This is a genomic window from Bradyrhizobium sp. SPXBL-02, from assembly GCF_051853065.1.
GTDB lineage: Bacteria > Pseudomonadota > Alphaproteobacteria > Rhizobiales > Xanthobacteraceae > Bradyrhizobium.
Genome location: NZ_CP182474.1, coordinates 999,336 through 1,024,046, shown reverse-complemented (window position 1 = coordinate 1,024,046; position 24,711 = coordinate 999,336). Strand labels below are relative to the sequence as shown.

Genomic DNA, 24,711 nt, shown 5'->3' with positions numbered 1-24,711 from the left:
CTCAACACTCCGACAGGAGGACGTCGAGATCGGCGGTCGAACGACGGCCGATGTCGGCACCATGCTCGGCGAGGAAGGCGTCTGCGGCCATGCGCCCCTCGGCGCGCAGCATCGAGACGAATTCCCATTCCGCGTTGAGCTTCGAGGACGCCCCGAACTTCGCCAGCATGTCGCTCTTGACCCGGTGCGTCCGCATCTTGGCCCAGCGCGCGCCCTCGCCGCTGCCGGGATCGGCCGCCTGCCGCAGCAGCGCGATCATGCGCAGCTCCTTCATCAGCGGCGAGTTGAAGGAGATTTCGTTGAGCCGGTTGAGGATCTCCGCGGCCGTCCGCGGCGCCTCCAGCCGCTCGGTCGGATTGATCTGGACGAGGATGGTGTCGTGCGCGTCGCTTTCGCGGACCAGCGGCGTGATCGTCGGGTTACCGGCGAAGCCGCCGTCCCAATAGGGCTCGCCGTCGATCTCGATGGCGCGGAACATAGTCGGCAGGCAGGCCGATGCCAGCAGCACATCCGCCGTGATCTCCGCGTTGCGGAAGATGCGGCCGCGCCCTGTGCGCACCCGCGTCGCGGTGATGAACAGCTGGATCGGCGAGCCCACGAGGCGTTCGAAATCGATGCTCTCGGCCAGCACCGCACGCAGCGGATTGTAGCCGGTCGGATTGAGATCGTAGGGCGACAGCACGCGCGACATCAAATCGGTCAGGATGTAGAAGGGCGAAGTGTCGAGCGTCCAGCGCCCCATGAAGCGGTCGAGCGGCGAGCGTTGCAGCGGGCTGAAGGCCGCAGCCTTCGAAACACGGCGCCAGTATTGGTCGAGCGCCTCACGCGCGCCCTCGGCGCCGCCGGCGGTCCAGCCGTCCGCCAGCACCGCCGCATTCATCGCGCCTGCGGAGGTTCCGGAGATTGCGGCGATGCTGAGCCAGTTTTCCTCCAGCAGGCGATCAAGCACACCCCAGGAGAAGGCGCCGTGCGAACCGCCGCCCTGAAGCGCGAGATCAATCAGTACGGCGTCCCGTTCCATGGCGGACACTCACGCAACTGAAGCTCAAATTCGACCTGATTGGAACACGTCGAATTCGACCGCAGTGTGGGAGCAGTGGCCGCACAATGCAACCGGAACGTGGTGGCAGTCTAGTGCTCGAATACCAGCCGCGCACCGACCGTGCCGTCGAGCGCGCGGATCTGCTGGAGCAGCGCCGCCGAGTCCTGACCACCGAGATCGGCGTCGAGCACGACGTAGCCGAGATCGCCGGCGGTCTCCAGATATTGCGCGGCGATGTTGATGTCGCGCTGGAGGAAGACCTCGTTCAGCCGCCGCAGCATGCCCGGCACGTTGCGATGGACATGGCTGAAGCGCGCGCCGGAGGGACGCAAGTGCAACTGCACTTCCGGGAAGTTCACCGCGCCCATGGTCGAGCCGGTGATGAAATAGTCGACCAGCTTGCGCGCGACCTCGCCGCCGATCCGCTCCTGCGCCTCTTCGGTGGAGCCGCCGATATGAGGGGTGAGGATGACGTTCTCGATGCCCTGAATGGGGCTGTTGAAACGATCGGCGTTCGACGAGGGCTCGACGGGAAAGACGTCGACGGCGGCACCGGCGAGATGGCCATCGCGCAAGGCACGCGCCAGCGCATCGAGATCGACGACGGTGCCACGGCTGTTGTTGATCAGGAACGAGCCTGATTTCATCGCCCGCAGCTCCTTCTCGCCGATCATGCCCGCGGTCTCCGGCGTCTCCGGCACGTGCAGGCTGACGACATCGCTCTGCGCCAGCAGCTCTTCCAGCTTCTCGACCGGCTCGGTGTTGCCATGGCGAAGCTTGTCGGTGCGGTCGAAATAGATCACGCGCATGCCCATGGCTTCGGCCAAGGTCGAAAGCTGCGAGCCGATATTGCCGTAGCCGACGATGCCGAGCGTGCGGCCGCGCACCTCGCGGCTGCCGGCCGCCGACTTGTCCCAGCCCCCGGAATGCGCCGACACCGAGCGCGGAAAGATCCGCCGCAGCAGCATCACGATCTCGCCGATGACGAGCTCGGCGACGCTGCGCGTATTGGAGAACGGCGCGTTGAAGACGGGAATACCGCGCTTGCGCGCCGCCGAAAGATCGACCTGGTTGGTGCCGACGCTGAAGCAGCCGACAGCGAGAAGCTGGTCGGCCGCCCCCAGCACCTCATCGGTGATCTGGGTGCGCGAACGGATGCCGAGCAGCGACACGCCCTCGAGCGCGCGCCGCAGATCCGCGCCGTCCAGCGCTTTGGTCAGCCTTTCGACATTGGTGAAGCCCGCGCTTCTGAAAAGATCGACAGCGCTATCATTGACGCCTTCGAGCAGCAGCGCCTTGGCGCTTCGCTCAGGGCTTTGGCCTGGGGCGGACATGGAATCTCCGTAAATGGCAGCTTTGCCGCAGCTCATAGACCGCGGGCGATACGCAGCACAATAGGGCTTGGATACGGGGAGAAGATGGCGAGGCGATGGGTGCGCTTGGCATCCCAGATCTCGGTCAAATCACATAGAACCCGTGCGTGGCGTCGCGGCGGAGCTGCTCGACGAGGCCGTATTCCCAATCGAGATAGGCCTGCATCGCAGCTTCGGCCACATCGGTGCCTTCATAAGGACGGCGGTAGCGGTGGGCCGGATCAGGCTTCGGCATCACCAGCGATGGACCGATTTCCAGCGCTCCGTCATAGCCGCCCTCGAGCACATAGACCTCCCAGCCCATCTGCGCCAGCCAGGACGCCGTCATGTCAGCGCGGACGCATCGGTCGTCGGTCAGGAGGATGCGCGCGCCGCGCACCGGTGCGGCCATGTCGGTTTCCTGCACGAGCTGGCCGCCGGGATAGTGGCGGAAGCCGGGGAGATGCCCGGCCGCATAGTCCTCGGCATCGCGCACGTCGAAGCGATACAGCGTGCGATCGGTCTCTGCGACCAGCGCCGCCATCTCGTTCGCGCCGATATGACGGACACCGGCGCGATAGGCGACGTCGCGGGCTTTGGCCGGCCCGCCCTCGAACGGGCCGATCGCGCCGCGCCTGTCGGCGTCGTGATTGAGCGCGTGCCGCGCCAGCGTCCAGCCGATCGTGCCGTTGCGCAGCGCCCGCACCTTGTTGGGCACGCCGGCATTGATCAGGGACTGGGTGCCGATGATGGAGCGGGTGCGGCCGGCGCAATTGACGATGATGGTGGTGTCGGGATCGGGCGCGGCCTGCCCTGCCCGCAGCACCAGCTCCGCGCCGGGGACGCTGACCGAGCCCGGGATGTTCATGGTCGCGTATTCGTCGAAGCGGCGGACGTCGAGAATGGCGATGTTGGCCTTGTCGGCGATCAGCTTTGCCACCTCGTCGGCGCTGAGCGAGGGCGTGTGACGACGCGACTCGACCAGTTCGCCGAAGGCCTTGGAATAGGAATTGACGTCCTCGAACACCTCGAAGCCCGCATCGCGCCACGCCGTCAGCCCGCCGTCGAGTGCGCTGACATTGGTGTAGCCGAGTGCAGCCAGACGTTCGGCACCGGTCGCGACCAGCCCCTCGCCGTCATCATAGAGCACGATCGCAACGTCCTTGCGCGGCAGCCGCACCTCGGCCTCAACTGCAATCCGGTCCGCAGCCATGTTTGCGGCGAACAGCGGATGGCCGGTGGCAAAGGCCGCCTCGTATCGGAGATCGAGCAGCGCGATCTCTTTGCGCAAGAGCAAGGCGCGGCGGATATCGGCGGGGGTAACGGTGGGAAGCTTCATGGCGTGAACCTGACAAGGACGTGCCACGGGCTTTTGAACGATTGTCGAGGTGTTGGCTAGCCTCTTCGGCAGCAGCTCACTCGCCCGGAACGAGCCGGCCCTGCGGCGCCTGCGCCGGGCGCCGCAGCTTGGGGCGCGACAGATAGAGCAAAATGCCGGTGACCGAGAACAGCGGCATCAGGGCCGCGGCAATCATGAAGGCGAGCTTGCCGGGCCAGCCCAGGACAGCGCCGCGATGGATATCGAGCACGTTGGCGATGATCTTCTCGCCGAACGTCTTGTCGGAATAACGTTCGGCGGAGGCGACCTGACCGGTGACGGCATCGATCCGGAACTCGTCGCGCGTGGTGTCGAGCGCCGAATCCCTTCCCCACGACCGGATCCGTATCACCGTGCCGGGGCTGGGCGGCAGCGTCAGCAGAGCCCTGGCAAAGTGGTCGCCCTCCTCACGCCGGAACGTCGTCCATGCCAGGTCGAACCCGATCGGCCGGGTCGGCTCGGAACGGGCCGCCGCACGCGGCGCCTTCGCAGACATTTTTGGCTGCATCTTCGCAGCAGAGACTTCTGGACGCGACAGCAGCCAGACGACGCCGTCCTTGTACCAGTCGAACGAGTACCACAGGCCCGTCAGCGTCATCACCAGATAGACCGGAAGCACCCAGGTGCCGATGACCGCATGCAGCGAGCGATGCAGCCCGCGCCCGCTGAGACCGAGATTGGGCTTGAGCCACATCTTCACGCTGCGCGCGCGACGTGGCCAGCGCAGCACGAGACCCGAGACCAGCATGACGATCAGGCCGAGCGCGGCCACACCGGTGATCTGGCGGCCCCAGCCCTTGGCATCGCCGGGGATCAGCAGCCAGCGATGCAGCTTCCGAACCGTCGCGAAAAACGCCTCGCCACGCGGCGCACCCAGCACGCGCGCATCATAGGGATCGACATAGAGCGAGTTCGGCCGCGCGCCCTGCTCGTCGCGCGCGAAGCGGATGCGCACGGCGGCGGCCGGATCGCTCGACAGCATGACGGCCGAGACCTGACCCGAGACTTGACCCGAGACTTGGCCGAAATCCTGCCCCGCCATCAGCCGCGCGACCAGCTCGTCCGGCATCAGCGCCGGCATCTCGCGCGGTGCTACGTGCATGATGCCGGCGTTGAGATGATCGACGATCTCGTCCTCGAAACTCATGATCGCGCCAGTTAGCGCGATCAGGGCGAGCAGCAGCGCGAGCACCAGGCCCGCGATGGAATGGACCTGGAGCAGGACAGCTTTGATCATGTGCCCCGGCCGCACTGCCATCGCTAGAACTTCACCGTTGCCGAGAGCGAGAAGCGCCGCGCGTCGCCGATAGCAACATTGAGCGCGTTTCCGGTGCTGGAGGTATAGTAGACCTTGTCGAACAGATTCTTGATGTTGAACTGGTAGGTCACCGGCAGATTGTCGATCTCTGTGTCGTAAGTCGCAAAGACATCTGCGACGGTATAAGCCGGCAAGAAGAACTTGTTGGCGGAGTCGCCCGGCCGGTCACCGACATAGTGCGCGCCGCCGCCGAGCCGCAGGCGTCCGGGGAGCGTATCGCCGAAATCGTAGACGAGATAGAGCGAAGCCGTGTTCATCGCAGCATTCAGCAACTTGGCGTTGCCGTTGATGGGATCGTTCTCCAGGCGGGCATCGGTATAGCCGTAGCTTCCGATCATGCTCCACTGATCGCTCAGCTTGCCGGTCACGTCCAACTCGACGCCGCGCGACCGCGCCTTCGCGGACGTTCGTACCAAGACCGTACCGCTAGTAAAAGGGTCGGAGACCAGCACGTTCTTCTTCTCGATATCGTAGACCGCAAGAGTGCCGGACAGCCGCTTGTTGACATCGAACTTGACGCCAGTCTCCCATTGGGTGCCCTCTTCGGGCAGAATGGTGGAGTCGACGACGAAGCCGATGGGAGCACCGGTGAAGGGCGCGATGGTCGAGGTCGGTTTCAGCGACTGCGTGTAGCTCACATAGTAGGACAGCTGATCGTTCAGCTTGAAGATGACGCCGCCGAGCGGCAGCACCTTGTCGCCCGACAGATTGGTGTTGGTGACGAACACAGGCCGGCCTCTTCCCGCGAGCTGCTCGTATTCCATCCAGCGCACGCCGCCGACCACCGACAGCCAGCTGGTCACGTGGAACGTGTCCTGGGCGAAGAAGCCACGGGTGCCGAGCTTGTCGGTCTGCTCGCTGTCCGTTGCCGAAACGGTCGTTCCCGGTGTGATCAATCCGTAAACGGGGTTGTAAAAATTGAAGCTCGGGGTCGCCTGGCGGATCAAATCGTGGCGGTCGATCGTGCGATACAGCGCCTCGCCCCCGAACAGGATCTCGTTGCGGAAGCCACCCACCCAGACGTCACCCTGCAGATAGGAGGTGCCGTAGCTGGCGTTGCTCAGCGAGTTCCTGGTGCCGTCGTTGCTGCGGGTCTCGACGCCGGACTTGGCGTTGACGCCGGTGATGCGAAGCTGATTGGCGCTGTAGGTCTCGGTGTTGTAGCTGTAGGCCGCCGTGACCTTCCAATTGTCGTCCAGCTTCTGCTCGACCGAGCCCTGGATCAGGTCGGAGGTGCCCCACATGTTGTTGAAGGGCTCGTCGAGCCGGCGAGTCTTCGGGATCGCCAGCGGCGCGCCGTTGACGAAAGCGGTGCCGCGGTCGAACGGATAGATGAACTCGCGGTGCTCATAGGTGAGCTGGACCGTCGTGGTGTCGCCGTACCAAGCCAGCGAGGGGTTCACCAGCATCTCGCGGTGACGGCCGAAATTGCGCCAATAATCTTCGCTGACGCCGTAACCGATGAAACGATAGGCGAGACCGCCGTCGCCGATCGGACCGGTGATGTCGAGCGTACCGTCCGCTCCGTTGCGGTTGTTGGCGTAGGTCGAGCCGAGCAGCGTGACCGAGCCGTGCTGATAAAGCTCGGGCCGCTTGCTGATGGTGTTGACGATGCCGCCGGGATCCATGATGCCGTAGAGCAGCGAGGCCGGGCCCTTCAGCACTTCGACGCTCTCGACCGCGGCATTGAGGCTGCGGCCCTGCACCAGCGGCATGCCGTTGCGCATGATCGAGCCGTCGCGGTTGTCGCCGAAGCCGCGGCGGATCACGGCGTCCTGGGTGCCGGCGAGCGTGTTGGTCTGGGTGATGCCGGATATATTGACCAGAGCGTCGTCGATGTTGCGCGGCAGCTGGTCCTTCAACACTTGCGCAGGAACGATGTTGACGGACTGCGAGGTGTCGAGCGGCGAGGCGCCGCTGCGCAGCGTGGTCGCGCTCGGCATTGCACGATAGCCGAGCTTGGCCGCCTGTTGCGCGGCGGCTTCGGCGGCGGCGCGCTCCGACAAGGTCGGCGCCGCGGGTGCGGGATTGCGACTGGGCTGGCGGCGCACGACGGCTTGGTTGCGACGTGAAGACTGATCCGATGCACGGGCCGGCTTCGGCCGCAGCGCCGGCGCTTCAACCGTCACCGGCGGCAGAGCCGATTGCGCCTGAGCGCTCGTGGTGTTGGAGGGGCTTTCGGCAAGCAGCACGGCCGCACCGATGAGAAGACCTGCTCGGCTCTTGCCGGCACGGGTTCGATGGCCGCTGACGCAGCCATCCACGAAGGCACGCACTTTGATTCCACTTCAAGTCAAGAACGTTGAAGTGTGCGCCTGTAACAGTCGCCGCAATCGAAGAGAACCGTAGCCGAGCTTGAATCGCTCTATTGTTGAATCGTTCTAAGCACCGTGAGGCGCGGGGCAACAATCACCGATTGCCCCCGCAGCGATGGCGACACGCTGCACGCGAATTTCGCGGCAACGTGTCGGGACGCCAGCGCGATCTCACGCGATGGCGGGCGCCACCAGTTCGTCAAGCTTCTGCTTGAGCGCGGTGCCGTCGGCCAAGGCGCGGAGCGGCGGTCGCACGCGCAGCCAGCTTGCATCGCCGGTCTGCGCCGCAAGGATCGCCTTCAGCGTCGTGAGGAAAGACGGCGACTTCACCACGATGTCGATCGCCGCCTGCATGCGCGCTTCGACGTCCTTGCCGTCAACCATCGCCTTGACCAGCTCCGGCGCAATGTTGGCCATGCCGCAGATGGTGCCGGCGCCGCCGGCGGCGATCGCGCGGGTGATATCGGCTTCGTTGCCGACGGTGATGGCAAGCTCCGGCGCGGCGGCACGGAACGCTTGGAACTGCTTGAAGTCGCCGCTGGAGTCTTTCAGACCGGCGACCACCCTGCCGTAACGTTTGCGCAAGTTCGCAGCGACATGGGTCGGGATCGCAACGCCCGAGATCTGCGGGATGTGATAAAGATAGGCGCGCAGGCGATCGTCGCCGACGCCGTCAATGATCGCAGCGAAGGCGTCCTCGATGCCTTCGGCTGTGACGCTGCGGTCGAAATAGGGCGGCAGCAACAGAACGTGGCGCAGGCCGAGCCCGAGCGCGGCGCGCGTCAGCGCGATGCTGTCGCTGATGGCGGGAAAGCCGCCGCCGATTCCGATGCGCTCCGGCGCCACACCGGCCTTGAGGACGGCTTCAACGGTCGCAACGCGTTCGGCGGCATTGAACGAAGTGCCTTCGCCGGTGGTGCCGAACAGCACGACGCCGTCAACGCCCTTGCTGAACAGCTGCTTGGCGTGAGCTGCCAGCTTTGCGGCGTCCACGCTGCCGTCCGCTGCCAGCGGCGTCGCCGACGCCACCCAGAACCCGCGAATCGCCTCCGTCATCACACCACCCCTTGTTGCGGCCGCCAGCTAAGCCTCTGATCCCAAACGATCTTCTCTGCGGGGCGAAGCCTTGTTTTTGCTTTACTTTCCATCTTGTACCTTACATACAAGACGGGTGCAAACCCTTTCCACGTCGCGGCGCGCATGCGGCGCAGTCGAATCCTAAAGGAGGTCTCGCATGAACATGGTGAGCCCCATTGAGCATCCCGACCAATTGCTCGGCGCGTTGCGCGACAGGCTCGGCGCGGCCGCGGTGCTCGTTGGCACCGATGTGCCGGCGCGCAATTGCAACGACTGGAGCGCGAGCCTGCCGCAGACGCCGCTGGCGGTGATCCGCCCCGTCGACGCGCGGGGCGTTGCCGATGCGATTGCGACCTGCCGGCAGGCGCATCTGCCATTCGTGCCGCAGGGCGGCTTGACCGGCCTGTGCCGCGGCGCTTCGCCGGAAGCGGGCTGGGTCGCGATCTCGCTGGAGCGCATGACCGGCATCGAGGAGATCGATCGCGCCTCCGCGACGATGACGGTGAAGGCGGGCACGCCGCTGGAGACGATCCAGAAGGCGGCGGACGAGGCCGGCTTCTTCTTTCCGCTCGATCTCGGCTCGCGCGGCTCCTGCGCGATCGGCGGCAATCTCTCGACCAATGCCGGCGGCAACCGCGTGATCCGCTACGGCATGACGCGCGAGCTGGTGCTTGGCCTCGAAGTGGTGCTGCCCGACGGCACCATCATCACCAGCCTCAACAAGCTGATGAAGAACAATGCCGGCTACGATCTGAAGCATCTGTTCATCGGCTCGGAAGGCACGCTCGGCATCATCACCCGCGTCGTGCTGAAGCTGTTTCCGAAGCCGCGCTCGACCATGGCCGCGCTGTGCGCGCTGAAGGATTACCCGGCCGTGATCGCGCTGCTCGATGCGGCGCGTTCGGGGCTCGGTCCGCTGCTGTCCGCCTTCGAGGTGATGTGGCCGGATTATTGGGACGTGATCACGGCGCGCGCCGGCGTGAAGCCGCCGGTCGCCGCAGGCCACGGTCTCTACGTGCTGGTGGAAGCGCAGGGCACCGACGAGAGCGTCGATGCGCCGCGCTTCCAGAGCTGGCTCGAGGAGCTGATGGACCGCGGGCTGCTGGCGGATGCCGCGGTGGCGCAGTCGCTGGCGCAGACGCAAGCCTTCTGGCGCGTGCGCGACATCTGCGCCGAGTTCGGCCAAGTGCTCGGCCCGCACATCTCCTATGACATCGGCCTTGCGGTGGCGCGGATGGACGAGTTCGTCACACGCTGCAAGGCGGCGCTCGCTTCCGGCATCAAGGGCTGCGAGAGCGTCTATTACGGCCATATCGGCGACGGCAATCTGCATCTCGTCTCCTGGGTCGCGGGCCTATCCGTCGCGCAGCAGCCGAAGGAGGAGATGGACGCGATCATCTACGGCCTCGTCCGCGAGCTCGGCGGCAGCGTCTCCGCCGAGCACGGCATCGGCACGTTGAAGAAGCAATGGCTGGGCCATGCCAGGAGCGAGGCCGAGATCGCGCTGATGCGGACGCTCAAGGCGGCGCTCGACCCCGGTCACCTGCTCAATCCCGGCAAGGTGATCTGAGCGCACCATGCGATCGCTCAAGCTCGATACGCCGAAATCGCTGTCGCAGCGGGTGATGCAGCGGCTGCGCCAGGCCATCATCGACGGCGAGTTCGCGCTTGGAGCGGCCATCTCCGAGGAGATGGTGGCCAATTCCTTCGGCGTCAGCCGCACGCCGGTGCGCGAGGCGATGGGCCAGCTGCAGGCGCAGGGGCTCGTCGTGATCCGGCCGCAGGTCGGCAGCTTCGTCTTCACGCCGAGTGCGGACGACATCAATTCGCTCTGCACCTTCCGCATCGCGCTGGAGCCCAAGGCCGCCGAGCTCGCCTTCCGCCACGACCGCGACGGCACACTTGCGACCATGAGCGCCGCGATCGCGGCGATGGAGCCGGCCGTCGCGGCAAAGTACAACATCGCCTATGGCCGCGCCGACACCGCGTTTCACGAGGCGCTGTTCGCCCATTGCGGCAACCGCTATCTCGCCGAATCCTATCAGCTCGTCTCCGGCCGCGTCGCCGCCCTCCGCACCAATTTGACCTCGCCGATCGACGTGCGCACCCGCACCTCCTTCGACGAGCACCGCAAGCTGCTCGATTTGTTCGCACGCGGCGATTTCGTCGCCTTCGGCGAATTGATGACCACGCACATCACGAATTCGGGAATCGTCTACGCCAAGGCGCTGAAGGTGGATGAGCGCGTCTAGCGCTCCTCCTTCGACCCCGGCCTGTCCAGAAAATCCAGCGCGGTGTTGATCTGCTCCAGCTGATGCTCGATTCTGTCGCGATCCTCCACCGACGGCGCCGCTTCCAGCTGCTCCACCAGCTTCTGCTTCCGCATCAGCAAGTTCTCTATGACCGTACCCACGATTCCCCCATCGCCAGAGGCGACGTCACGGACGCCGAAACGATGGAGGCGCGCGCAACCCGGGCCCGCGTCGAACCCGTAACCAGAATGCACGCGGGCACGGTTGGTTCCTGCGGCCGGTCCGACCGGCGCCGGAACCGCATCACCGGACAGCGAGCGGTTGAATTCGCCCGCCCCTCGCCCTATGCGTAGGCGCCATGGACACCCAGATGATCACCGCCGAAAGGCCGCTGATGGCCCAGGCCCGCCCGCGCAAGCCGGCGCCGTTCCTCCCCATGAGCCGCGCCGAGATGGATGCGCTCGGCTGGGACGCCTGCGACATCGTGCTGGTGACCGGGGATGCCTATGTCGACCATCCCAGCTTCGGCATGGCCATCATCGGCCGCCTGCTCGAGGCGCAGGGTTTTCGGGTCGGCATCATCGCGCAGCCCGACTGGCATTCGGCCGAGCCGTTCAGGGCGCTCGGCAAGCCAAAGGTGTTCTTCGGCGTCACCGGCGGCAACATGGATTCCATGGTGAACCGCTACACTGCGGACCGACGCATCCGCAGCGATGATGCCTATACGGCGGGCGGCGAAGGCGGCAAGCGGCCGGACCGGTCGACCGTCGTCTACGCCCAACGCTGCCGCGAGGCGTTCAAGGACGTGCCGATCGTGCTCGGCGGCATCGAGGCCTCGCTGCGCCGGATCGCGCATTACGATTACTGGTCCGACAAGGTGCGCCGCTCGGTGCTGGCGGACGCCAAGGCGGATCTCTTGCTCTACGGCAATGCCGAGCGTGCCGTAGTCGAGGTGGCGCACCGGCTCGCCGCCGGGGAAGCACCGCGCACGTTCGACGATATCAGGGGCGTGGCGCTGTTCCGCAAGGTCCCGGACGGCTACACCGAGCTGCACGCCGACGATCTCGATTCCGCCGACGAGGGCGCATCGCGCCAGAAGGGCTTAACCGTGATCCGCCTGCCGGCGCTGGAGCAGGTCGAGCAGGACAAGGAAGCCTATGCGCGCGCCTCGCGCGTGCTGCACCGGGAAAGCAATCCCGGCAATGCGCGGCCGCTGGTGCAGCGCCACGGCGACCGCGATCTCTGGCTCAACCCGCCGCCGATCCCGCTGACCACGGAAGAGATGGACGCGGTCTACGATCTGCCCTACGCGCGCGCGCCGCATCCGTCCTATGGCGAGGCACGTATCCCCGCCTGGGAGATGATCAAATTCTCGGTGACGATCATGCGCGGCTGCTTCGGCGGCTGCACCTTCTGCTCGATCACCGAGCACGAGGGCCGCATCATCCAGAACCGCTCGGAGGGCTCGATCCTGCGCGAGATCGAGCGCATCCGCGACAAGACGCCCGGCTTCACCGGCGTCATCTCCGACATCGGCGGCCCCACCGCCAACATGTACCGGATGGCTTGCAAGGACCCGAAGGTCGAGGCCGCCTGCCGCCGGCCGTCCTGCGTCTTCCCGGAGATCTGCCCGAACCTCAACACCTCGCATGACGATCTGATCCGGCTCTATCGCAAGGTGCGCGAGACCAAAGGCATCAAGAAGGTGATGGTCGCCTCCGGCGTGCGCTACGACCTCGCGGTCGAGAGCCCCGAATACATCAAGGAGCTCGTCACCCATCACGTCGGCGGTTACTTGAAGATCGCGCCTGAACATACCGAGCGCGGTCCGCTCGACAAGATGATGAAGCCGGGCATCGGCGCCTACAACAAGTTCAAGCGGATGTTCGATGAAGCGGCCAAACGCGCCGGCAAGAAATATTACCTGATCCCCTATTTCATCGCGGCGCATCCGGGCACGACCGACGAGGACATGGTGAACCTCGCGCTGTGGCTGAAGAAGAACCGCTATCGCGCCGACCAGGTGCAGACCTTCCTGCCCTCGCCGATGGCGACCGCGACCGCGATGTACCACACCGGCGTCAACCCCTTGCGCGGCGTGCGCCACGGCGGCAGCGACAAGGTCGAGGCGATCAAGGGCCTGCGCCAGCGCCGCCTGCACAAGGCGTTCCTGCGCTACCACGACCCCGACAATTGGCCGCTGCTGCGCGAGGCCCTGATCGAGATGGGCCGCCGCGACCTGATCGGCGCACAGCCCCACCAGCTCGTGCCTGCGCACCAGCCGCCCGGCACCGGCAAGGCCGCCGGCACGAAGCGTCCAATGCGGCCCGGAGGCAGGACGCAGAAGTTCACGACCAAGGGCCTGCGGGTGATGAAGTAGCGCGCGAGGCCGGATCAGGCGCGGTTCGGTTGCGCTTTCGTGCGCTCGCAAACAAAAAGTTCGAAAACAACCCCATGCACAGTAGGCGGGGACAGCAAAATCAACGGCTTGGCGCGGCACACGATCGAATGAGGCGTGACCTCGCCTTAGCCTGTTGATTGAGCACGATCTTTTCGAACAACCGCTGCGCATTCTGCTGATTTTACGAAACGGTTGCTTCGTCGGGCAAAACAGGAGCAGAATGACAGCATCGGAAGGACCGGGATCGGATGCCACGTACGTTGCTCAGTGCCAGCGTCTTCGAGCTCACGACCGCGTCGTCCGCGCAATCCGTTCCAGCGGCCGCGCTCCGCTTGATCATCGGCAGCCCAGCAAGAGCCTGTGATACCCGCTGCCGGCTTTGCCCTGGCCGGACCACGCACGAGGTGCTCGCGGCTTGTGGCCCATCTACGAAGTCGCGTGGGGTCGAAAGTCGCTACTGGGCACACGCGTAGTCCGGCGTCGCTGCTGTTGATCCAAGTCAACTATCACCCATGCTTTGGCTTCACACTACTTCGGTCGTCCTCTCCCTCCCGAACCTGCAGAAGGCCTTCTGAAGGTTCGGCACCAAAGTGAGAGATTGCTCATGATAACAATCCCAGAACTGACGTCTCAGGCGCTCGGTGCGTTCCTGATCTCGGAGACAAGTGGTCGCTTCGGCTGGTCCCACGCCAGCTTGCCGGAATTGCTCCCCTATGCAGCAAAGCTGGCCCTGGAATGTATTGGTAACAGCGATGCACTCTACCACAACGTCGAACACACCTTGTTGGTCACACTGGTGGGACACGACATCCTGATCGGGCGCTCCCTTCTTAGGCCAACGACGGCTAGCGACTATGCTCACTTCATCCTGGCGTGCCTGCTTCACGACATCGGCTACGTTCGGGGAATAGTTCACGGAGACCAGGACGGTGCCTATGTGGTTGATGGTACTGGCCGAACGGTTGAATTGCCAGTCGGCTCCTCCGATGCAGCGCTTGCGCCCTATCATGTCGACCGCTCAAAATTATTCACCGTGGAGCGTCTTGACGCAGTTGACGAAATTGACGCCGCTCGCGTTGCTCGAGCCATCGAATACACTCGTTTTCCTTATGCAGACGCATCAGCGAATGAACTCAAGGATGATCTTGACGAAGAGGAGGGTTTATTGCTTCGCGCCGCCGATCTGATCGGTCAGCTCGGCGATCCGAACTACATGAAGAAATCAAATGCGCTGTTCTACGAGTTCGAGGAGATAGGACTCAACAAATCGCTCGGATACACCACGCCCGCGGACGTGGTGTACAAATATCCTCAGTTCTACTGGACCAAGGTCGCACCGCACATCCAAACTGCCGTCCGCTATTTGAATGTAACCTCGAGCGGAAGACAATGGATCGGCAGTCTCTATGGGAATGTCCTGCGTGCTGAGCGAGAGGTCGGACTTTCTGGTCCGGAACTGTAGGCGTTCCAATAGCGTGATTTCGAGTGGATCCCGATCAATTCTCCGACGCTCAGAACCGACAATAGCTGACTTAGACGGTGGCTCCAGTCGGGTCCCGGTGTTCGGCGCGTTTGCTCCTGGCCCATCGGCGAAGTTGCACCTCGGCGGTCGGTAGTCCGCTCATTGAACCAGAGCGGACCAGATTAGCTCAACCTGAGTTCTTCACGTTTGACCCAAAGCGGACCGGACTCGGCGACAGATCGTCACCAATATCTAAAGCCAAACCAAGCAGCCGGTCCTTGCCGCGCCGCCAGAAGGATCGGCGGCTCCGCATGCCGCCTTCCAGCATATTTCCTGCTCGGTTGTCGCTTCCGCTGTTCAAGCGATGCTGCGCGATGCGACCCGGGCAGAGGCAGCCGCGCAAATGCGTCGCGCACTCTGGCATCATTATTAGGACCGGCCGGTACAGTGCCAGGCGGCGCCGGAGGGTTCGTGTCCCATGGCGCAGGTGTCGGCGCCGCAAGACTCGCCTGTGTTGTATCGAAGACGACGAGCGCGGGTAATTTCCGCTCCGAGTGGATGTGTATGACAGGCGGACTAGCTGCCGCTCTTTGGGCGACGGGCGAGGTTGGCAGATAGAAACCCGCGATCAACAGCAGCGCGAGCAACACGGCGCCGACGTTGCGGAAATAGGCCAACAAAGGCATCTGTCGCTCCGCACCCTCAAACTACTCGGGCTCAATGCGCGACACGTTGACAAAGGCCGGGCCCTCCCGGGAGCAGATTGCTCGTCGTAAGACCCTGCCATCTTCGGCCTGAGCGCGAGTTGCGCTCAACCATCCTGCTTCGCCTTAGCGACCAGCCCCAATGCGATTGACGCCGCCATTTGCATTGCCACCGACATTATGACGGACCGCAGCGCGAGCCACCGGTCGGGGCCTCAGCACCACTCCCGCGCGCGCAACGCAACCGGCGGGATAGCCGACGTACGTGCAGTACACGACCGCACCTGCCGGCTTGCTGCTGAACGTTGCGCCCGCAATTCCCAGCAACGCGCTGCATGCGAGACCCGCGAATGCAAGTTTTGTAAGAGGGGGAAACTGCAGCATCGGCGCCTCCTGATCTCACGAGGCTTGATCGCATGCCGTCGGCTGCGATCAGCGCCTGACATTGTGAGGCTGCCGATGCATAGCCGCCGTTGATCCAGGTCAAGCCCTGAGGCCGATTTGCGATGTCGGAGACTTGCGAAAGGACAGACACCAATATTGTCCCATCGGTGCACACTGGGCAGCCGAGGCTACTTCCGAAGACCGCGCGGCGCTGTCCTGCTCCTCGGCAGGCCCAGCGACAATGCCGGATGCTGGAAATGGCCCGCAGGGAAGGTGGGGAGTTATCGAAAATCGCGAGGCCTTCCGACTCCGACGTCTTCCTGTCGCTGGGCGTGGCAGGCTACACTGTTGCACTCTAATCCTGGGGGCGCGGGATGCTGCGACGGGATTTTCTTGGCTTGATCTGCGGCGCGACAGCATGGTCGCACTCAGCCCGGGCGCAGCGGTCGAACCCGCTAGGCTCTCTCGAACTAACCGAGCCTAGTGGAAAGCCGGTTCACATCAACATTGCGCAGGTGACCTTCGTCCGATCTGACACGCATATTTCAGGTGCTAACGCCGAACTAGGTCTCGCAAGCGGGAAATCTCAAGGCGTCCGGGAGAATGTCGATGAGGTCATGCAGTTGATCATGACATTACATCGCGGCGAAATGTCCTGGATCAAACTGACTGAACCGAACGGCAAGCTCATCCACATCAACGTGTCACAAGTAACGACCGTCAGGTTTGAAGATCGAATTCCGGGCGCAAATGCCGAACTTGGTTTCGCGAGTGGAAAGCTTCAGGGCGTGCGGGAAAGTGTCGATGATGTCATGCGACTGATCACGGTCGTCGCAGGGCAGAAAGGGAAATCGCCATGACCCTGCGCGACGTCTCTACTCTGGGACCGATTTGCGATCGAACTAATCGCAGCCCGTGATGCGCTTCACCGCCTTCGCGTACTTCGTGTGAAGCGAACCGAGAGGCTCATCCGAAGGTGCATTACGAGCGAGGAGGCGATCCGAATCGATGCATGTCTGGAGGTCGAGCTGAATGTGCGAGCAGGATCCCAGGGCGTTCTTCTCGGCCTCCTCCCTTGATGCTCCAAATCCAACAAAAGTCTGCACACGCCCGGCCTCGGTGTCGACCGCGGATACAACCGTGACTTCCGAAATGTAGTAGGACGAGCACGGGGCGGCGAGCACCTCAGCGGAAAGCCCAAGCAATCCAAGACTGAGTGCGCCGAACGAAACTGCTTTCATGTTCGCTCCTGTACAGCGAAGCCCACAATGGCGACTGGTCGCATCATTGTGCTTATCCTTACGGTTCGAGTGCCGACTTCCAATCGAACGATTCAGTGCGGGATAACCGTTGACCTAAATCAAACCGGCAGCGGGCACACTGGCGTAGGCCGGAATCAGTCGCGTGAGGGCGCAAGTCCACGTGAGCGCGTTCGCGGGTAAGTGCGCGTCCACGGCAGCACGCCGCAGACCAAGTGCGCTCGTTGGCCAGTTTCGCGAAACTGCGCGTTCGGAGTTCCCGTGAGATGACGCCAGCCTGGTATGTCACTTTTGAAAGTCGTCCGCGCAACCTGCGCGCAAAAAGGCGAAGCCCGCGCGAAACCAGAACATTCGCAACCGAAGGCGAAGCCAAGATCTTTGCGCGCTCAAAGGTCGAGGAAGGGCTGATTGTATCGACGGGAACGATCAATCCGTATCTGCCGCGGCGGCATATCCCGTCCAGTCAAGTTCACCAGTGGCTTTCGGAAGGGCAGGAGGATTCCGCCGAATCCGCGCCGCTTCCTGACAACGAATGAGCGCTGTGACCCGCACGCTCCGTGTCGGATATCGCTTGGGTGTTGCCATTTTATTACATGGGCATGAGGCGGTCACGACTAAACTCGCGATTGTTATGAAGTACTTATGCACGATTACGTGCACAAGGGTTATCAATCAACAACAAGGGATACGGAGACAATCTCATGAGGAAACTCCTGGTAGCCGCTGTCAGCGTGGCGTCCATGGGCCTGGCTGCCCCTGCATCGGCTGCCGACATGGCCGTCAAGGCCCCGCCACCAGCACCGGTCGTGACGATCTACAACTGGAGCGGGTTCTACATCGGCGCTAACGGCGGTTGGGGACGGGCCGAAAGCTGCGTGGATTTCGTGACGCTCGCCGGGACAGTGGCGGCCGGTTGTGCTGATCGCAACGGTGGTCTTATCGGTGGTCAGATCGGCTATCGCTGGCAGACCAATCAATTCGTCTTCGGCCTCGAAGCACAGGGCGATTGGGCCGACATTGAGAGAACGCGTGTGAGCCTGGTCGATCCGCTTATTTCGACCACGGGCAAAACCGATGGCATCGGCCTTTTCACGGGCCAACTCGGTTGGGCATGGAATGCGTCGCTGTTCTACGTGAAGGGTGGCGCGGCCGTCACTCACAATCGCTTTGACATCTTCAACAACGTCACCGGTGTCGGCCTCGCCTCGGCTGGCCACACGCGCTGGGGCGGGGCCCTTGGTGTCGGCTGGGAATATGGCTTTGCACCGAACTGGTCGTTCGGCGTGGAATACGACCATCTCTGGATGGGCCGCGACAACGGTACCTTCGCCGGCGTGGTCACGCCCGGAGGCTTGACGCTTACGGGCAGCGGGGTCAGCCAGGACGTCGATATGATCACCCTACGGCTCAACTATCGCTTCGGCGGTTACACGGCCCCGGTCGCAGCACGTTACTAGTCCACGAGCGGTACCCGGCAGCTGGCCCCGGGGTTTCCCCCGGGGCCTTCTGTTGTTCGTATGACGAACGCCGCGTCGCGCTGTGCTGCGATGAAAGGTCGAGGGCCGCGCGTCCGAATGGGGGCGCAAGAACGGACATGTCGGAGTTCGCGCCTGACCTGTGCGCCACAATTCTTTCTCCAAGTCTTCTTTCTCCAAGTCTCTTGATTTGAATCAACGTGACATCGTCCTGCCGACGATTGTTTGCGCGGTGCCTGGGGGCCACTTACCAAGGAGGTCGCCGATGATGAAGATCGTAGTGATCGGAACAGTTGCACTCCTTCTTGCCGCACCGTCGATTGCCAGGGCGCAAGCTAACTCCGCTGCAACGCCAGAACGGCTCAACGCAGTAGACCGAAATACCCTGATGGACATGCGGATCGATTTGACCAAGGCCGCCTTGCAGCTGACACCTGACCAGGAAAAACTCTGGCCGCCTGTCGAGAGTGCCATTCGTGCCAGGGCGGAGGATCGGAAGGCTCGGGTTGCAAAGATTTCGGAAACAGTGGGTCGACGGACCGACCAAAATGCCGTCGAAACCATCCGCAATCGTGACCCCATCGCCTTTTTGCAACGACGCTCGGAGGCATTGGCTCAACGATCAGCCGATTTGGATAAACTCGCCGAGGCGTGGCAGCCACTTTACAAGACCCTCAATCCCGAACAGAGGCAGCGCATGGGGGCCCTGGCGGTCCTTGTACTTCACGACATGAGTGATGTCGTGGAGCGACGTCGTGCGCAGGCCGACGACGAAGACTGAGTTTGATTCAGACCTGCCGCGTGATGGTCTGAACATGCGCGGCTAACTGACTTTAGGCCTGGGTGATGTCCCATTTGCCAAAGCCGACATCCCCCGGGCCCACGTCTACGGTCATGGGTCTTGGAGCGCCAATGATTGGGAAGTCACCCCATCGAGCCGTACGTGCACGGTACCGACAGAGTTGGCAGGCTCGTCCACTTAGCTCTGGCGAAAAGCTCACTCAAAGAATAGCAGCGAAACACTGTTCGCGGCGATGCGGCGGAGGAGATGAAAGCGGATTTCGCGCTCCCGCCGTTGCTTACCTGTTGCGTCAGCGTCGTTGCCTCGTTGAGACACAACAAGCGGAGGAACCGTTGATCTAGCGCAACGCCTTCCTTGATCCGGAGGGTGCATCATCGAACGGGGCGGGAAACGGTGGAGTAAGGTCCATGATGCAGATGAATGTACGAAACGTTGCATTAGCAGCCTCGACGTTCACTTGTGCGATGCTGCTCTCCTTCAGTTGGTCCGAGCAAGGCGGCGCTTCGCTTTCTACCGATAGCGCACAAGCACGGGTCGGTCGTCCCCTGACACCCGTGAGCGTTGCGGGTGTTGCACGCCGACAAAACCGGCGGGCTGCATATGGATACGGGGCGGGCGTCGTCGGCGCCGGCGTAGGCGCTGCAGCGGTTGGCACCGCCGCCGCAGTTGCGGCCACCCAACCCTGGAACTGGGGTGGTACCGGATACTATGGCAGGCCATACGTGGGCAGCGGCGCATTGGCGGCCAACGCCTATTATGGCGGTCCGATTGAAACCAGTCCCTACTATCTCCAAAGGGCCTACCCGGCGAATGGCCCCTGGTATGGCTTTAGCGGATGGGCCGACTACAAGGCTCGCGGCGGCATTGTCTGCGATCCCGGCACCATGATCAAAGGCCCTGATGGCCTGATGCACGTCTGTCAATAAAACTCGAGCGCGAATGAGGCTGGAGGGGGCGGCTCAAGAGCCGCCTCCTGGCGGCAGAAATACAACTCGAGCAAATTTGGAGAGTTCGTCCCGCTGTTCGGGTAGCTAACCTTGACCAATCGGCGGTGCTCGGAAGTCTGCAAGGCCTGCCGTTGGGACGAAAGGGCAGCCGGGTACTATGGATGATCTGTCGAGAATTCGCATTGACGGTGCCAAACTGCCGATCTGGCTTCGCATCGTCGTCATCCTGGCACTAGCACTGTTGGCCGCGGGCGCAAGCCTGTTCGCGTATCGCTGGTACGTCCGACCGGTGACGCTGTCGATCGCGGTTGGATCATTCGATGGCGACGCCCCCAAAATCGTGTCGGCGCTGGCGAGCAGGCTTGTCCTCAACAACGCGCCGGTCCGGCTGAAGGTGGTGGAGACGACCGGTCCAATTGAATCCGCGGAAGCGTTTTCCTCCGGCAAGACGGACCTTGCTGTGGTCCGCGGAGATGTCGGCGACCTTTCACAAGCGCAAGCCATCGTCGTCCTCGCCGAAGCCGTTGCGCTGCTGTTTGCACCGCCGGGATCGCCGATCAAGGACATGGCTGGCCTAAAGCGCACAACAATAGGGGTGGTTGCGGGCGAGACTAATGAGAAGATCGTCAGCGTATTGACAAAGGCATATGACCTCGACCGCGCCAACGTTGCTTTCAAAAGTGTCGCGCTCGACCAGGTTCGCCGCACCCTCGACACAAAGGAAATACGTGCCGTCCTTCTCGTAGCGCCGCTGAGCGAGAAGTACGTATCATTGGTGCGAGGTCTATTCCCGCAGACTCCGAAGAGCGCACCGGTCCTGATTCCGATCGAGAATGCCGGTGCAATTGCCGAGAAGGAGCGCGCTTACGAGAGCTTCGACATCCCAAAGGGAACACTACGCGGATCTCCTCCCGTTCCTGAGGACGACGTGACCACTTTGAAGGCTTCTTTCTACATCGTCGGCAAGAAGAGCCTTGACAACGATATGATCGCCGACTTCACGCAAGCCATTGCACGCGCTCGCAGAGACGTTTTGGCCGAACTGCCGGTTCTCGCGCAGTTCAAGGCGCCCGATACTGACGCCGGCGCCTACCTCCCCGTTCACCCCGGCGCTGCAGAGTTCTACAACGGTAGTCAACTGACTTTCCTGGACAAGTGGAGCAACGCCATCTTCCTGGCGCCAATGGCGCTCGGCGCGCTTGCCACGATCCTTGCGGCGGCATGGCAGTTTCTTAGATCCGGCGATCTCAAGCCGAGAGAACCCGCGCTGGATTTGCTCTATGCATTGGGGAGACGAATAAGGCACGCCGAGAACGAAGCGAATTTGTTGGAGATCGAGACTGAGATCGACCAGGTACTGAGCGCGCAACGCGCCAGAGCAGATGCGGACGTATCCACCCTCGATACGGCCACGCTCAACGTTGCCGCACATCGGCTCGAGAACCTCATACAAGATCGTCGCGCGGCACTCGGTGCGCGACCTCCCGGGGAAGCGCACAATGCGAAGCGGGCAGCGCTCGGGCCAGTATCGAAGGACAGTTAGCGCACCGGACAGGTGAGTGATCTGGGCAGGCTGGGCGAGTATCGCAGATCGCCGCCTATCGCGTACCCCGGAGCAACGGCCCCCGAGCCACACGCACCGCGACGCGAACCTTGACTTATCTCAAGCCTCTCAGCGACCGATGCTGCCAGCTTTTCGAGCGGGGCCAGTGCTAAGGGAGGATCGAATGATCAGATTGATCGCTGTTCTCGGCTTCACCTTGTCGGTTCTAACATCGGCGCACGCCATGGGGCCTGCACCGCTCCCTTCGATCGAAAATGATGAGATTACGCAAATCGCGGCCGCCTGTGGTCCGGGCAGGACGCGAGTCAACGGTGTATGTGTGGCAAGGACGACCATCCGTCAAACCCGCCGAGCGGTTCGCAGGTGTGTGCGTTGGCAGGGTGGCGTTTGCGCTCTGTACGAGTGAAGGTCGCCGCGGGATTCGCCGGACCCCAACATAGCGAGCACCTCGAGCGCGGTGTGGCTAGGGTCAAGCGGGCAGCGGGTATCGCAGGCCTTTGCAAGGCTGGCGGGTCATCCGCCATCGGATCTGACCGGAAGCCATCGCGGCCGGACTAAACCGACGCGCTTGCCTCAAACGAGACATCACTGGAATCGAGAGCGAAAACTACGCGGGTCCGTCCCCACCATAAAATTGGGCCTCTTCGATCACTGGGGGAAGCAACTGGCCGGATAATCTGGCTCTGTGGCGGGCGGCGAACATTGGCCCACGGGCGGGCTGCAGCGGCGCGAACTGTGCGAGGCCAATGGGCGCCGGCAGGTCATCGTAGATGGCCTCCATACCGCCCCGCATGAAGTAAGTTTCATGCCAGAAGCCAGTGCCGCGCGATGACTTCAGAAAATCCTGCCACCATTGGCGGTGCGGCATCGAACGGGACCACGCCTCCAGCGCATCAAAGTCGCGCCAATATTGGCGCATGCCAAGGTGCAACGGAAACAAGGACATGATGAAATTCTCATGCAGGAGAAGCCCTTCAGGCCTCTTGTCGACTGCGTCCTGAATCTGCGGACCCAAGCCGAGCAAGGTTCTTATCCCGGTCCACGCATTGACGCGCATCCCGAGATAAATCACGACCAGATCGGGAAACGACGAAAGGTCGACAGTTTGTCGTTGGACTGCGCCCTTCATTCTGACCTCCTGACGCATGATGGGTCCGCCATGGATGGCCGCGAGCTCCGCCTATGACGACGGTGGTCGTGTTGCACCCGAAGAGTTCCTGCAAGCCATCGCGTGCACCTTGCGAACCGCCGACGAATTTAGATCAGGGGCGGCACCGTGTGCTGACGGAGCATAAGGGCCATCCGGTTCGAACGCATGTCGGGCAGATCACATCACGCAAGGTAAGCGAGTTCCGCGATGTCAGCAAGGTCGGCTTCCCGCCCATCTGCGAAGTTACGTGGGGTCTGACGGAGGTCCGCTCCTCGCGGCAGAGCAATCCCCGCGCGTGCGGGAGCGCGAGAGCCGGCGGACGCATGACTTATTATCACCACGCTTTTGCGTGCTCGCGGAGACTGGGTCTTGTTCTCCAAAGGAGTTGGGAGCGAAGGTCAGATTGCAGTGAGACAGATCGCTCGGCCTAAAGATAAGGCTCGGCGTTCCCTTGCCGAGCCTTCTTTCTATTTGTCTATCCGTCGACTCCAATCAGACAAAGGCGATCTTTACTTCACTTGGCGGCTATCACACGGCAAACGGCCCGTGTTTCTCGGTCGTAGTGATCCGGCTGTTTCAGGACAGCTGCACAGCGACGCAACACCCGCTGCTGCTCTGCGACCTCCAATGTCGCGAAGGCTGTGCCGACGTTGGCAGCATTGAGGCCTGCCAATCCAGAGCTGTTGTTTCCATTGGCAACGCCATTATTTGAAATGCCCACGGCTCCCGCGGCACCAGGACCAATGCCAACAGTGCCAAGCCCGCCGGTGCCGAGGCCCCCAGTACCTACGCTGCTAGAACCGACACCAACTCCCGCGCCTGCCCCACCAACTCCTGCAACACTCGCACCTGCGCCAGCTCCTGCCGCGCCTCCGCCGACACCCACGCCCCCCGTAGCGCCAATTCCGCCAGCTCCGGCGCCCACGCCGGCACCGACGCCACCATCGCCCACTCCGGCGCCGGCACCCGCGCCAACGCCCCCAACTCCGGCACCAACACCGGCGCCGACGCCACCGCTACCCACTCCCGCACCAGCACCTGCACCGACACCTCCAACACCGGCGCCAACACCCGCGCCCACCTGGGCTTGCGCGAGTGGTGCTGCTGCGGACAATGCAACGCAGACCGTGGCCGCATAGAAAAGCTTCATTCGCATACACGCCTCCATGAATTCCCGGCGCCCGCAAAGGGACGCTCTGCAACAAGATTCTTGTCCAGGAGGAAGCGATGATTTGTGGGTCCGTTCCTCAACCGGCTGCGAGTAGGTTAACGGGACGAAAAGAGCAGTCTGAGAATTTTTGCGATTGCGGAACCAGCGCGCAGCCGCGAGGCTATCGAGTTCGCGATTCATCTCGTCGCTTTTGGGGAAGCGTTTGGTGGCTCACGCGCGGCTTCGTAAGCTCCGCTTTATGGCCCGTGCTAGCTCGGAGGATGGGTAGAGCGCCAGCGAATCCCATCAATTCCCCGCTTATGCCAAGCATGATGGATTTCGCAACGGGCTCAATGGAAACAAGGACATGATGAAATTCTCATGCAGGAGAAGCCCTTCAGGCCTGTTGTCGACTGCGTCCTGAATCTGCGGACCCAAGCCGAACAAGGTTCTTATCCCGGTCCACGCATTGACGCGCATGCCGAGATACACCACGACCAAATCGGGAAACGACGAAAGGTCGACAGTTTGTCGTTGGACCGCGCCCTTCGTGAGCCCCCTGGGTGCTGTTCGTCACGACCGCAGCGGTGGTCATCGTAACGTGGCGGCGGCAATTTGCGTCGAGCGCGTGGGCGGAGATGGTACCGGAAGGCACCTCCCCTGTCGGCAAGAGCACTCG

Annotated in this window: 21 protein-coding genes and 1 pseudogene; 11 read left to right on the top strand and 11 right to left on the bottom strand. The window is 62.9% G+C overall.

What is annotated here, in order from left to right:
* Nucleotide 1: 1 nt before the first annotated feature.
* The 6 genes from ACNJYD_RS04750 to ACNJYD_RS04725 all read right to left on the bottom strand — a co-directional run bounded on the left by ACNJYD_RS04750 (nucleotide 2) and on the right by ACNJYD_RS04725 (nucleotide 8,461).
* The gene (locus ACNJYD_RS04750; protein WP_439365544.1) at nucleotides 2–1,021 is read right to left on the bottom strand and encodes a patatin-like phospholipase family protein; all 1,020 of its coding nucleotides are present in this window, start codon (nucleotides 1,019–1,021) and stop codon (nucleotides 2–4) included.
* 110 nt (nucleotides 1,022–1,131) lie between these two features.
* On the bottom strand, nucleotides 1,132–2,376 hold the full coding sequence (gene serA / locus ACNJYD_RS04745) for a phosphoglycerate dehydrogenase (protein WP_439365543.1): 1,245 nt from the start codon (nucleotides 2,374–2,376) through the stop codon (nucleotides 1,132–1,134).
* A gap of 124 nt (nucleotides 2,377–2,500) precedes the next feature.
* Nucleotides 2,501–3,733: a rhodanese-like domain-containing protein gene (locus ACNJYD_RS04740; RefSeq protein ID WP_439365542.1), complete on the bottom strand. Its 1,233-nt coding sequence runs from the start codon at nucleotides 3,731–3,733 to the stop codon at nucleotides 2,501–2,503.
* Between the two features lie 76 nt (nucleotides 3,734–3,809).
* Nucleotides 3,810–5,030: a PepSY-associated TM helix domain-containing protein gene (locus ACNJYD_RS04735; protein WP_439365541.1), complete on the bottom strand. Its 1,221-nt coding sequence runs from the start codon at nucleotides 5,028–5,030 to the stop codon at nucleotides 3,810–3,812.
* A gap of 2 nt (nucleotides 5,031–5,032) precedes the next feature.
* Nucleotides 5,033–7,372 (bottom strand): TonB-dependent siderophore receptor, encoded by a 2,340-nt coding sequence (locus ACNJYD_RS04730; protein ID WP_439367410.1) that lies wholly within the window; start codon nucleotides 7,370–7,372, stop codon nucleotides 5,033–5,035.
* A gap of 204 nt (nucleotides 7,373–7,576) precedes the next feature.
* The gene (locus ACNJYD_RS04725) at nucleotides 7,577–8,461 is read right to left on the bottom strand and encodes a dihydrodipicolinate synthase family protein (protein ID WP_439365540.1); all 885 of its coding nucleotides are present in this window, start codon (nucleotides 8,459–8,461) and stop codon (nucleotides 7,577–7,579) included.
* A gap of 178 nt (nucleotides 8,462–8,639) precedes the next feature.
* Here ACNJYD_RS04725 and ACNJYD_RS04720 point away from each other — a divergent pair, with 178 nt between their 5' ends.
* Both ACNJYD_RS04720 and ACNJYD_RS04715 read left to right on the top strand, forming a co-directional pair.
* Entirely contained in the window at nucleotides 8,640–10,052 is a 1,413-nt protein-coding gene (locus tag ACNJYD_RS04720) for an FAD-binding oxidoreductase (protein ID WP_439365539.1), read from the top strand.
* Nucleotides 10,053–10,059: 7 nt separating this feature from the next.
* Complete coding sequence (locus ACNJYD_RS04715) at nucleotides 10,060–10,734, top strand: GntR family transcriptional regulator (protein WP_439365538.1); 675 nt, start codon at nucleotides 10,060–10,062, stop codon at nucleotides 10,732–10,734.
* Here ACNJYD_RS04715 and ACNJYD_RS04710 read toward each other — a convergent pair.
* Entirely contained in the window at nucleotides 10,731–10,868 is a 138-nt protein-coding gene (locus ACNJYD_RS04710) for a hypothetical protein (protein WP_172784656.1), read from the bottom strand. The genes ACNJYD_RS04715 and ACNJYD_RS04710 overlap by 4 nt on opposite strands.
* Before the next feature lie 224 nt (nucleotides 10,869–11,092).
* On the opposite strand from ACNJYD_RS04710, the gene ACNJYD_RS04705 reads away from it, so the two are divergent.
* Both ACNJYD_RS04705 and ACNJYD_RS04700 read left to right on the top strand, forming a co-directional pair.
* A complete protein-coding gene (locus ACNJYD_RS04705; RefSeq protein ID WP_439365537.1) occupies nucleotides 11,093–13,114 on the top strand; it encodes a YgiQ family radical SAM protein in 2,022 nt (673 codons plus the stop codon).
* A 625-nt stretch (nucleotides 13,115–13,739) separates the two neighbouring features.
* Nucleotides 13,740–14,597: an HD domain-containing protein gene (locus tag ACNJYD_RS04700; RefSeq protein WP_439365536.1), complete on the top strand. Its 858-nt coding sequence runs from the start codon at nucleotides 13,740–13,742 to the stop codon at nucleotides 14,595–14,597.
* 830 nt (nucleotides 14,598–15,427) lie between these two features.
* On the opposite strand, the gene ACNJYD_RS04695 is transcribed toward ACNJYD_RS04700, so the two are convergent.
* Nucleotides 15,428–15,685 (bottom strand): hypothetical protein, encoded by a 258-nt coding sequence (locus tag ACNJYD_RS04695; RefSeq protein ID WP_439365535.1) that lies wholly within the window; start codon nucleotides 15,683–15,685, stop codon nucleotides 15,428–15,430.
* A 374-nt stretch (nucleotides 15,686–16,059) separates the two neighbouring features.
* Between ACNJYD_RS04695 and ACNJYD_RS04690 the strand changes: the two genes are divergently transcribed.
* Nucleotides 16,060–16,545: a hypothetical protein gene (locus ACNJYD_RS04690; protein WP_439365534.1), complete on the top strand. Its 486-nt coding sequence runs from the start codon at nucleotides 16,060–16,062 to the stop codon at nucleotides 16,543–16,545.
* 42 nt (nucleotides 16,546–16,587) lie between these two features.
* Here the strand turns inward: ACNJYD_RS04690 and ACNJYD_RS04685 are convergent, their stop codons facing one another.
* Nucleotides 16,588–16,926: a hypothetical protein gene (locus ACNJYD_RS04685; RefSeq protein WP_439365533.1), complete on the bottom strand. Its 339-nt coding sequence runs from the start codon at nucleotides 16,924–16,926 to the stop codon at nucleotides 16,588–16,590.
* Nucleotides 16,927–17,210: 284 nt separating this feature from the next.
* On the opposite strand from ACNJYD_RS04685, the gene ACNJYD_RS04680 reads away from it, so the two are divergent.
* The 5 genes from ACNJYD_RS04680 to ACNJYD_RS04660 all read left to right on the top strand — a co-directional run bounded on the left by ACNJYD_RS04680 (nucleotide 17,211) and on the right by ACNJYD_RS04660 (nucleotide 21,711).
* Nucleotides 17,211–17,480, top strand: coding sequence for a hypothetical protein (locus ACNJYD_RS04680; RefSeq protein WP_439365532.1), 270 nt, complete (start codon nucleotides 17,211–17,213; stop codon nucleotides 17,478–17,480).
* Between the two features lie 165 nt (nucleotides 17,481–17,645).
* Complete coding sequence (locus tag ACNJYD_RS04675) at nucleotides 17,646–18,401, top strand: outer membrane protein (protein WP_212259558.1); 756 nt, start codon at nucleotides 17,646–17,648, stop codon at nucleotides 18,399–18,401.
* 283 nt (nucleotides 18,402–18,684) lie between these two features.
* Nucleotides 18,685–19,200 (top strand): Spy/CpxP family protein refolding chaperone, encoded by a 516-nt coding sequence (locus ACNJYD_RS04670; protein ID WP_439365531.1) that lies wholly within the window; start codon nucleotides 18,685–18,687, stop codon nucleotides 19,198–19,200.
* Between the two features lie 428 nt (nucleotides 19,201–19,628).
* Nucleotides 19,629–20,147, top strand: coding sequence for a hypothetical protein (locus tag ACNJYD_RS04665; RefSeq protein ID WP_439365530.1), 519 nt, complete (start codon nucleotides 19,629–19,631; stop codon nucleotides 20,145–20,147).
* Between the two features lie 178 nt (nucleotides 20,148–20,325).
* Complete coding sequence (locus ACNJYD_RS04660) at nucleotides 20,326–21,711, top strand: TAXI family TRAP transporter solute-binding subunit (RefSeq protein WP_439365529.1); 1,386 nt, start codon at nucleotides 20,326–20,328, stop codon at nucleotides 21,709–21,711.
* A gap of 628 nt (nucleotides 21,712–22,339) precedes the next feature.
* Here the strand turns inward: ACNJYD_RS04660 and ACNJYD_RS04655 are convergent.
* Both ACNJYD_RS04655 and ACNJYD_RS04650 read right to left on the bottom strand, forming a co-directional pair.
* A complete protein-coding gene (locus ACNJYD_RS04655; RefSeq protein ID WP_212259560.1) occupies nucleotides 22,340–22,861 on the bottom strand; it encodes a DUF4188 domain-containing protein in 522 nt (173 codons plus the stop codon).
* Between the two features lie 807 nt (nucleotides 22,862–23,668).
* The gene (locus ACNJYD_RS04650) at nucleotides 23,669–23,926 is read right to left on the bottom strand and encodes a hypothetical protein (protein WP_439365528.1); all 258 of its coding nucleotides are present in this window, start codon (nucleotides 23,924–23,926) and stop codon (nucleotides 23,669–23,671) included.
* 660 nt (nucleotides 23,927–24,586) lie between these two features.
* Here ACNJYD_RS04650 and ACNJYD_RS04645 point away from each other — a divergent pair.
* Nucleotides 24,587–24,682 (top strand): annotated as a pseudogene (locus ACNJYD_RS04645) (DUF599 domain-containing protein); the annotation flags it as partial.
* Nucleotides 24,683–24,711 lie beyond the last annotated feature (29 nt).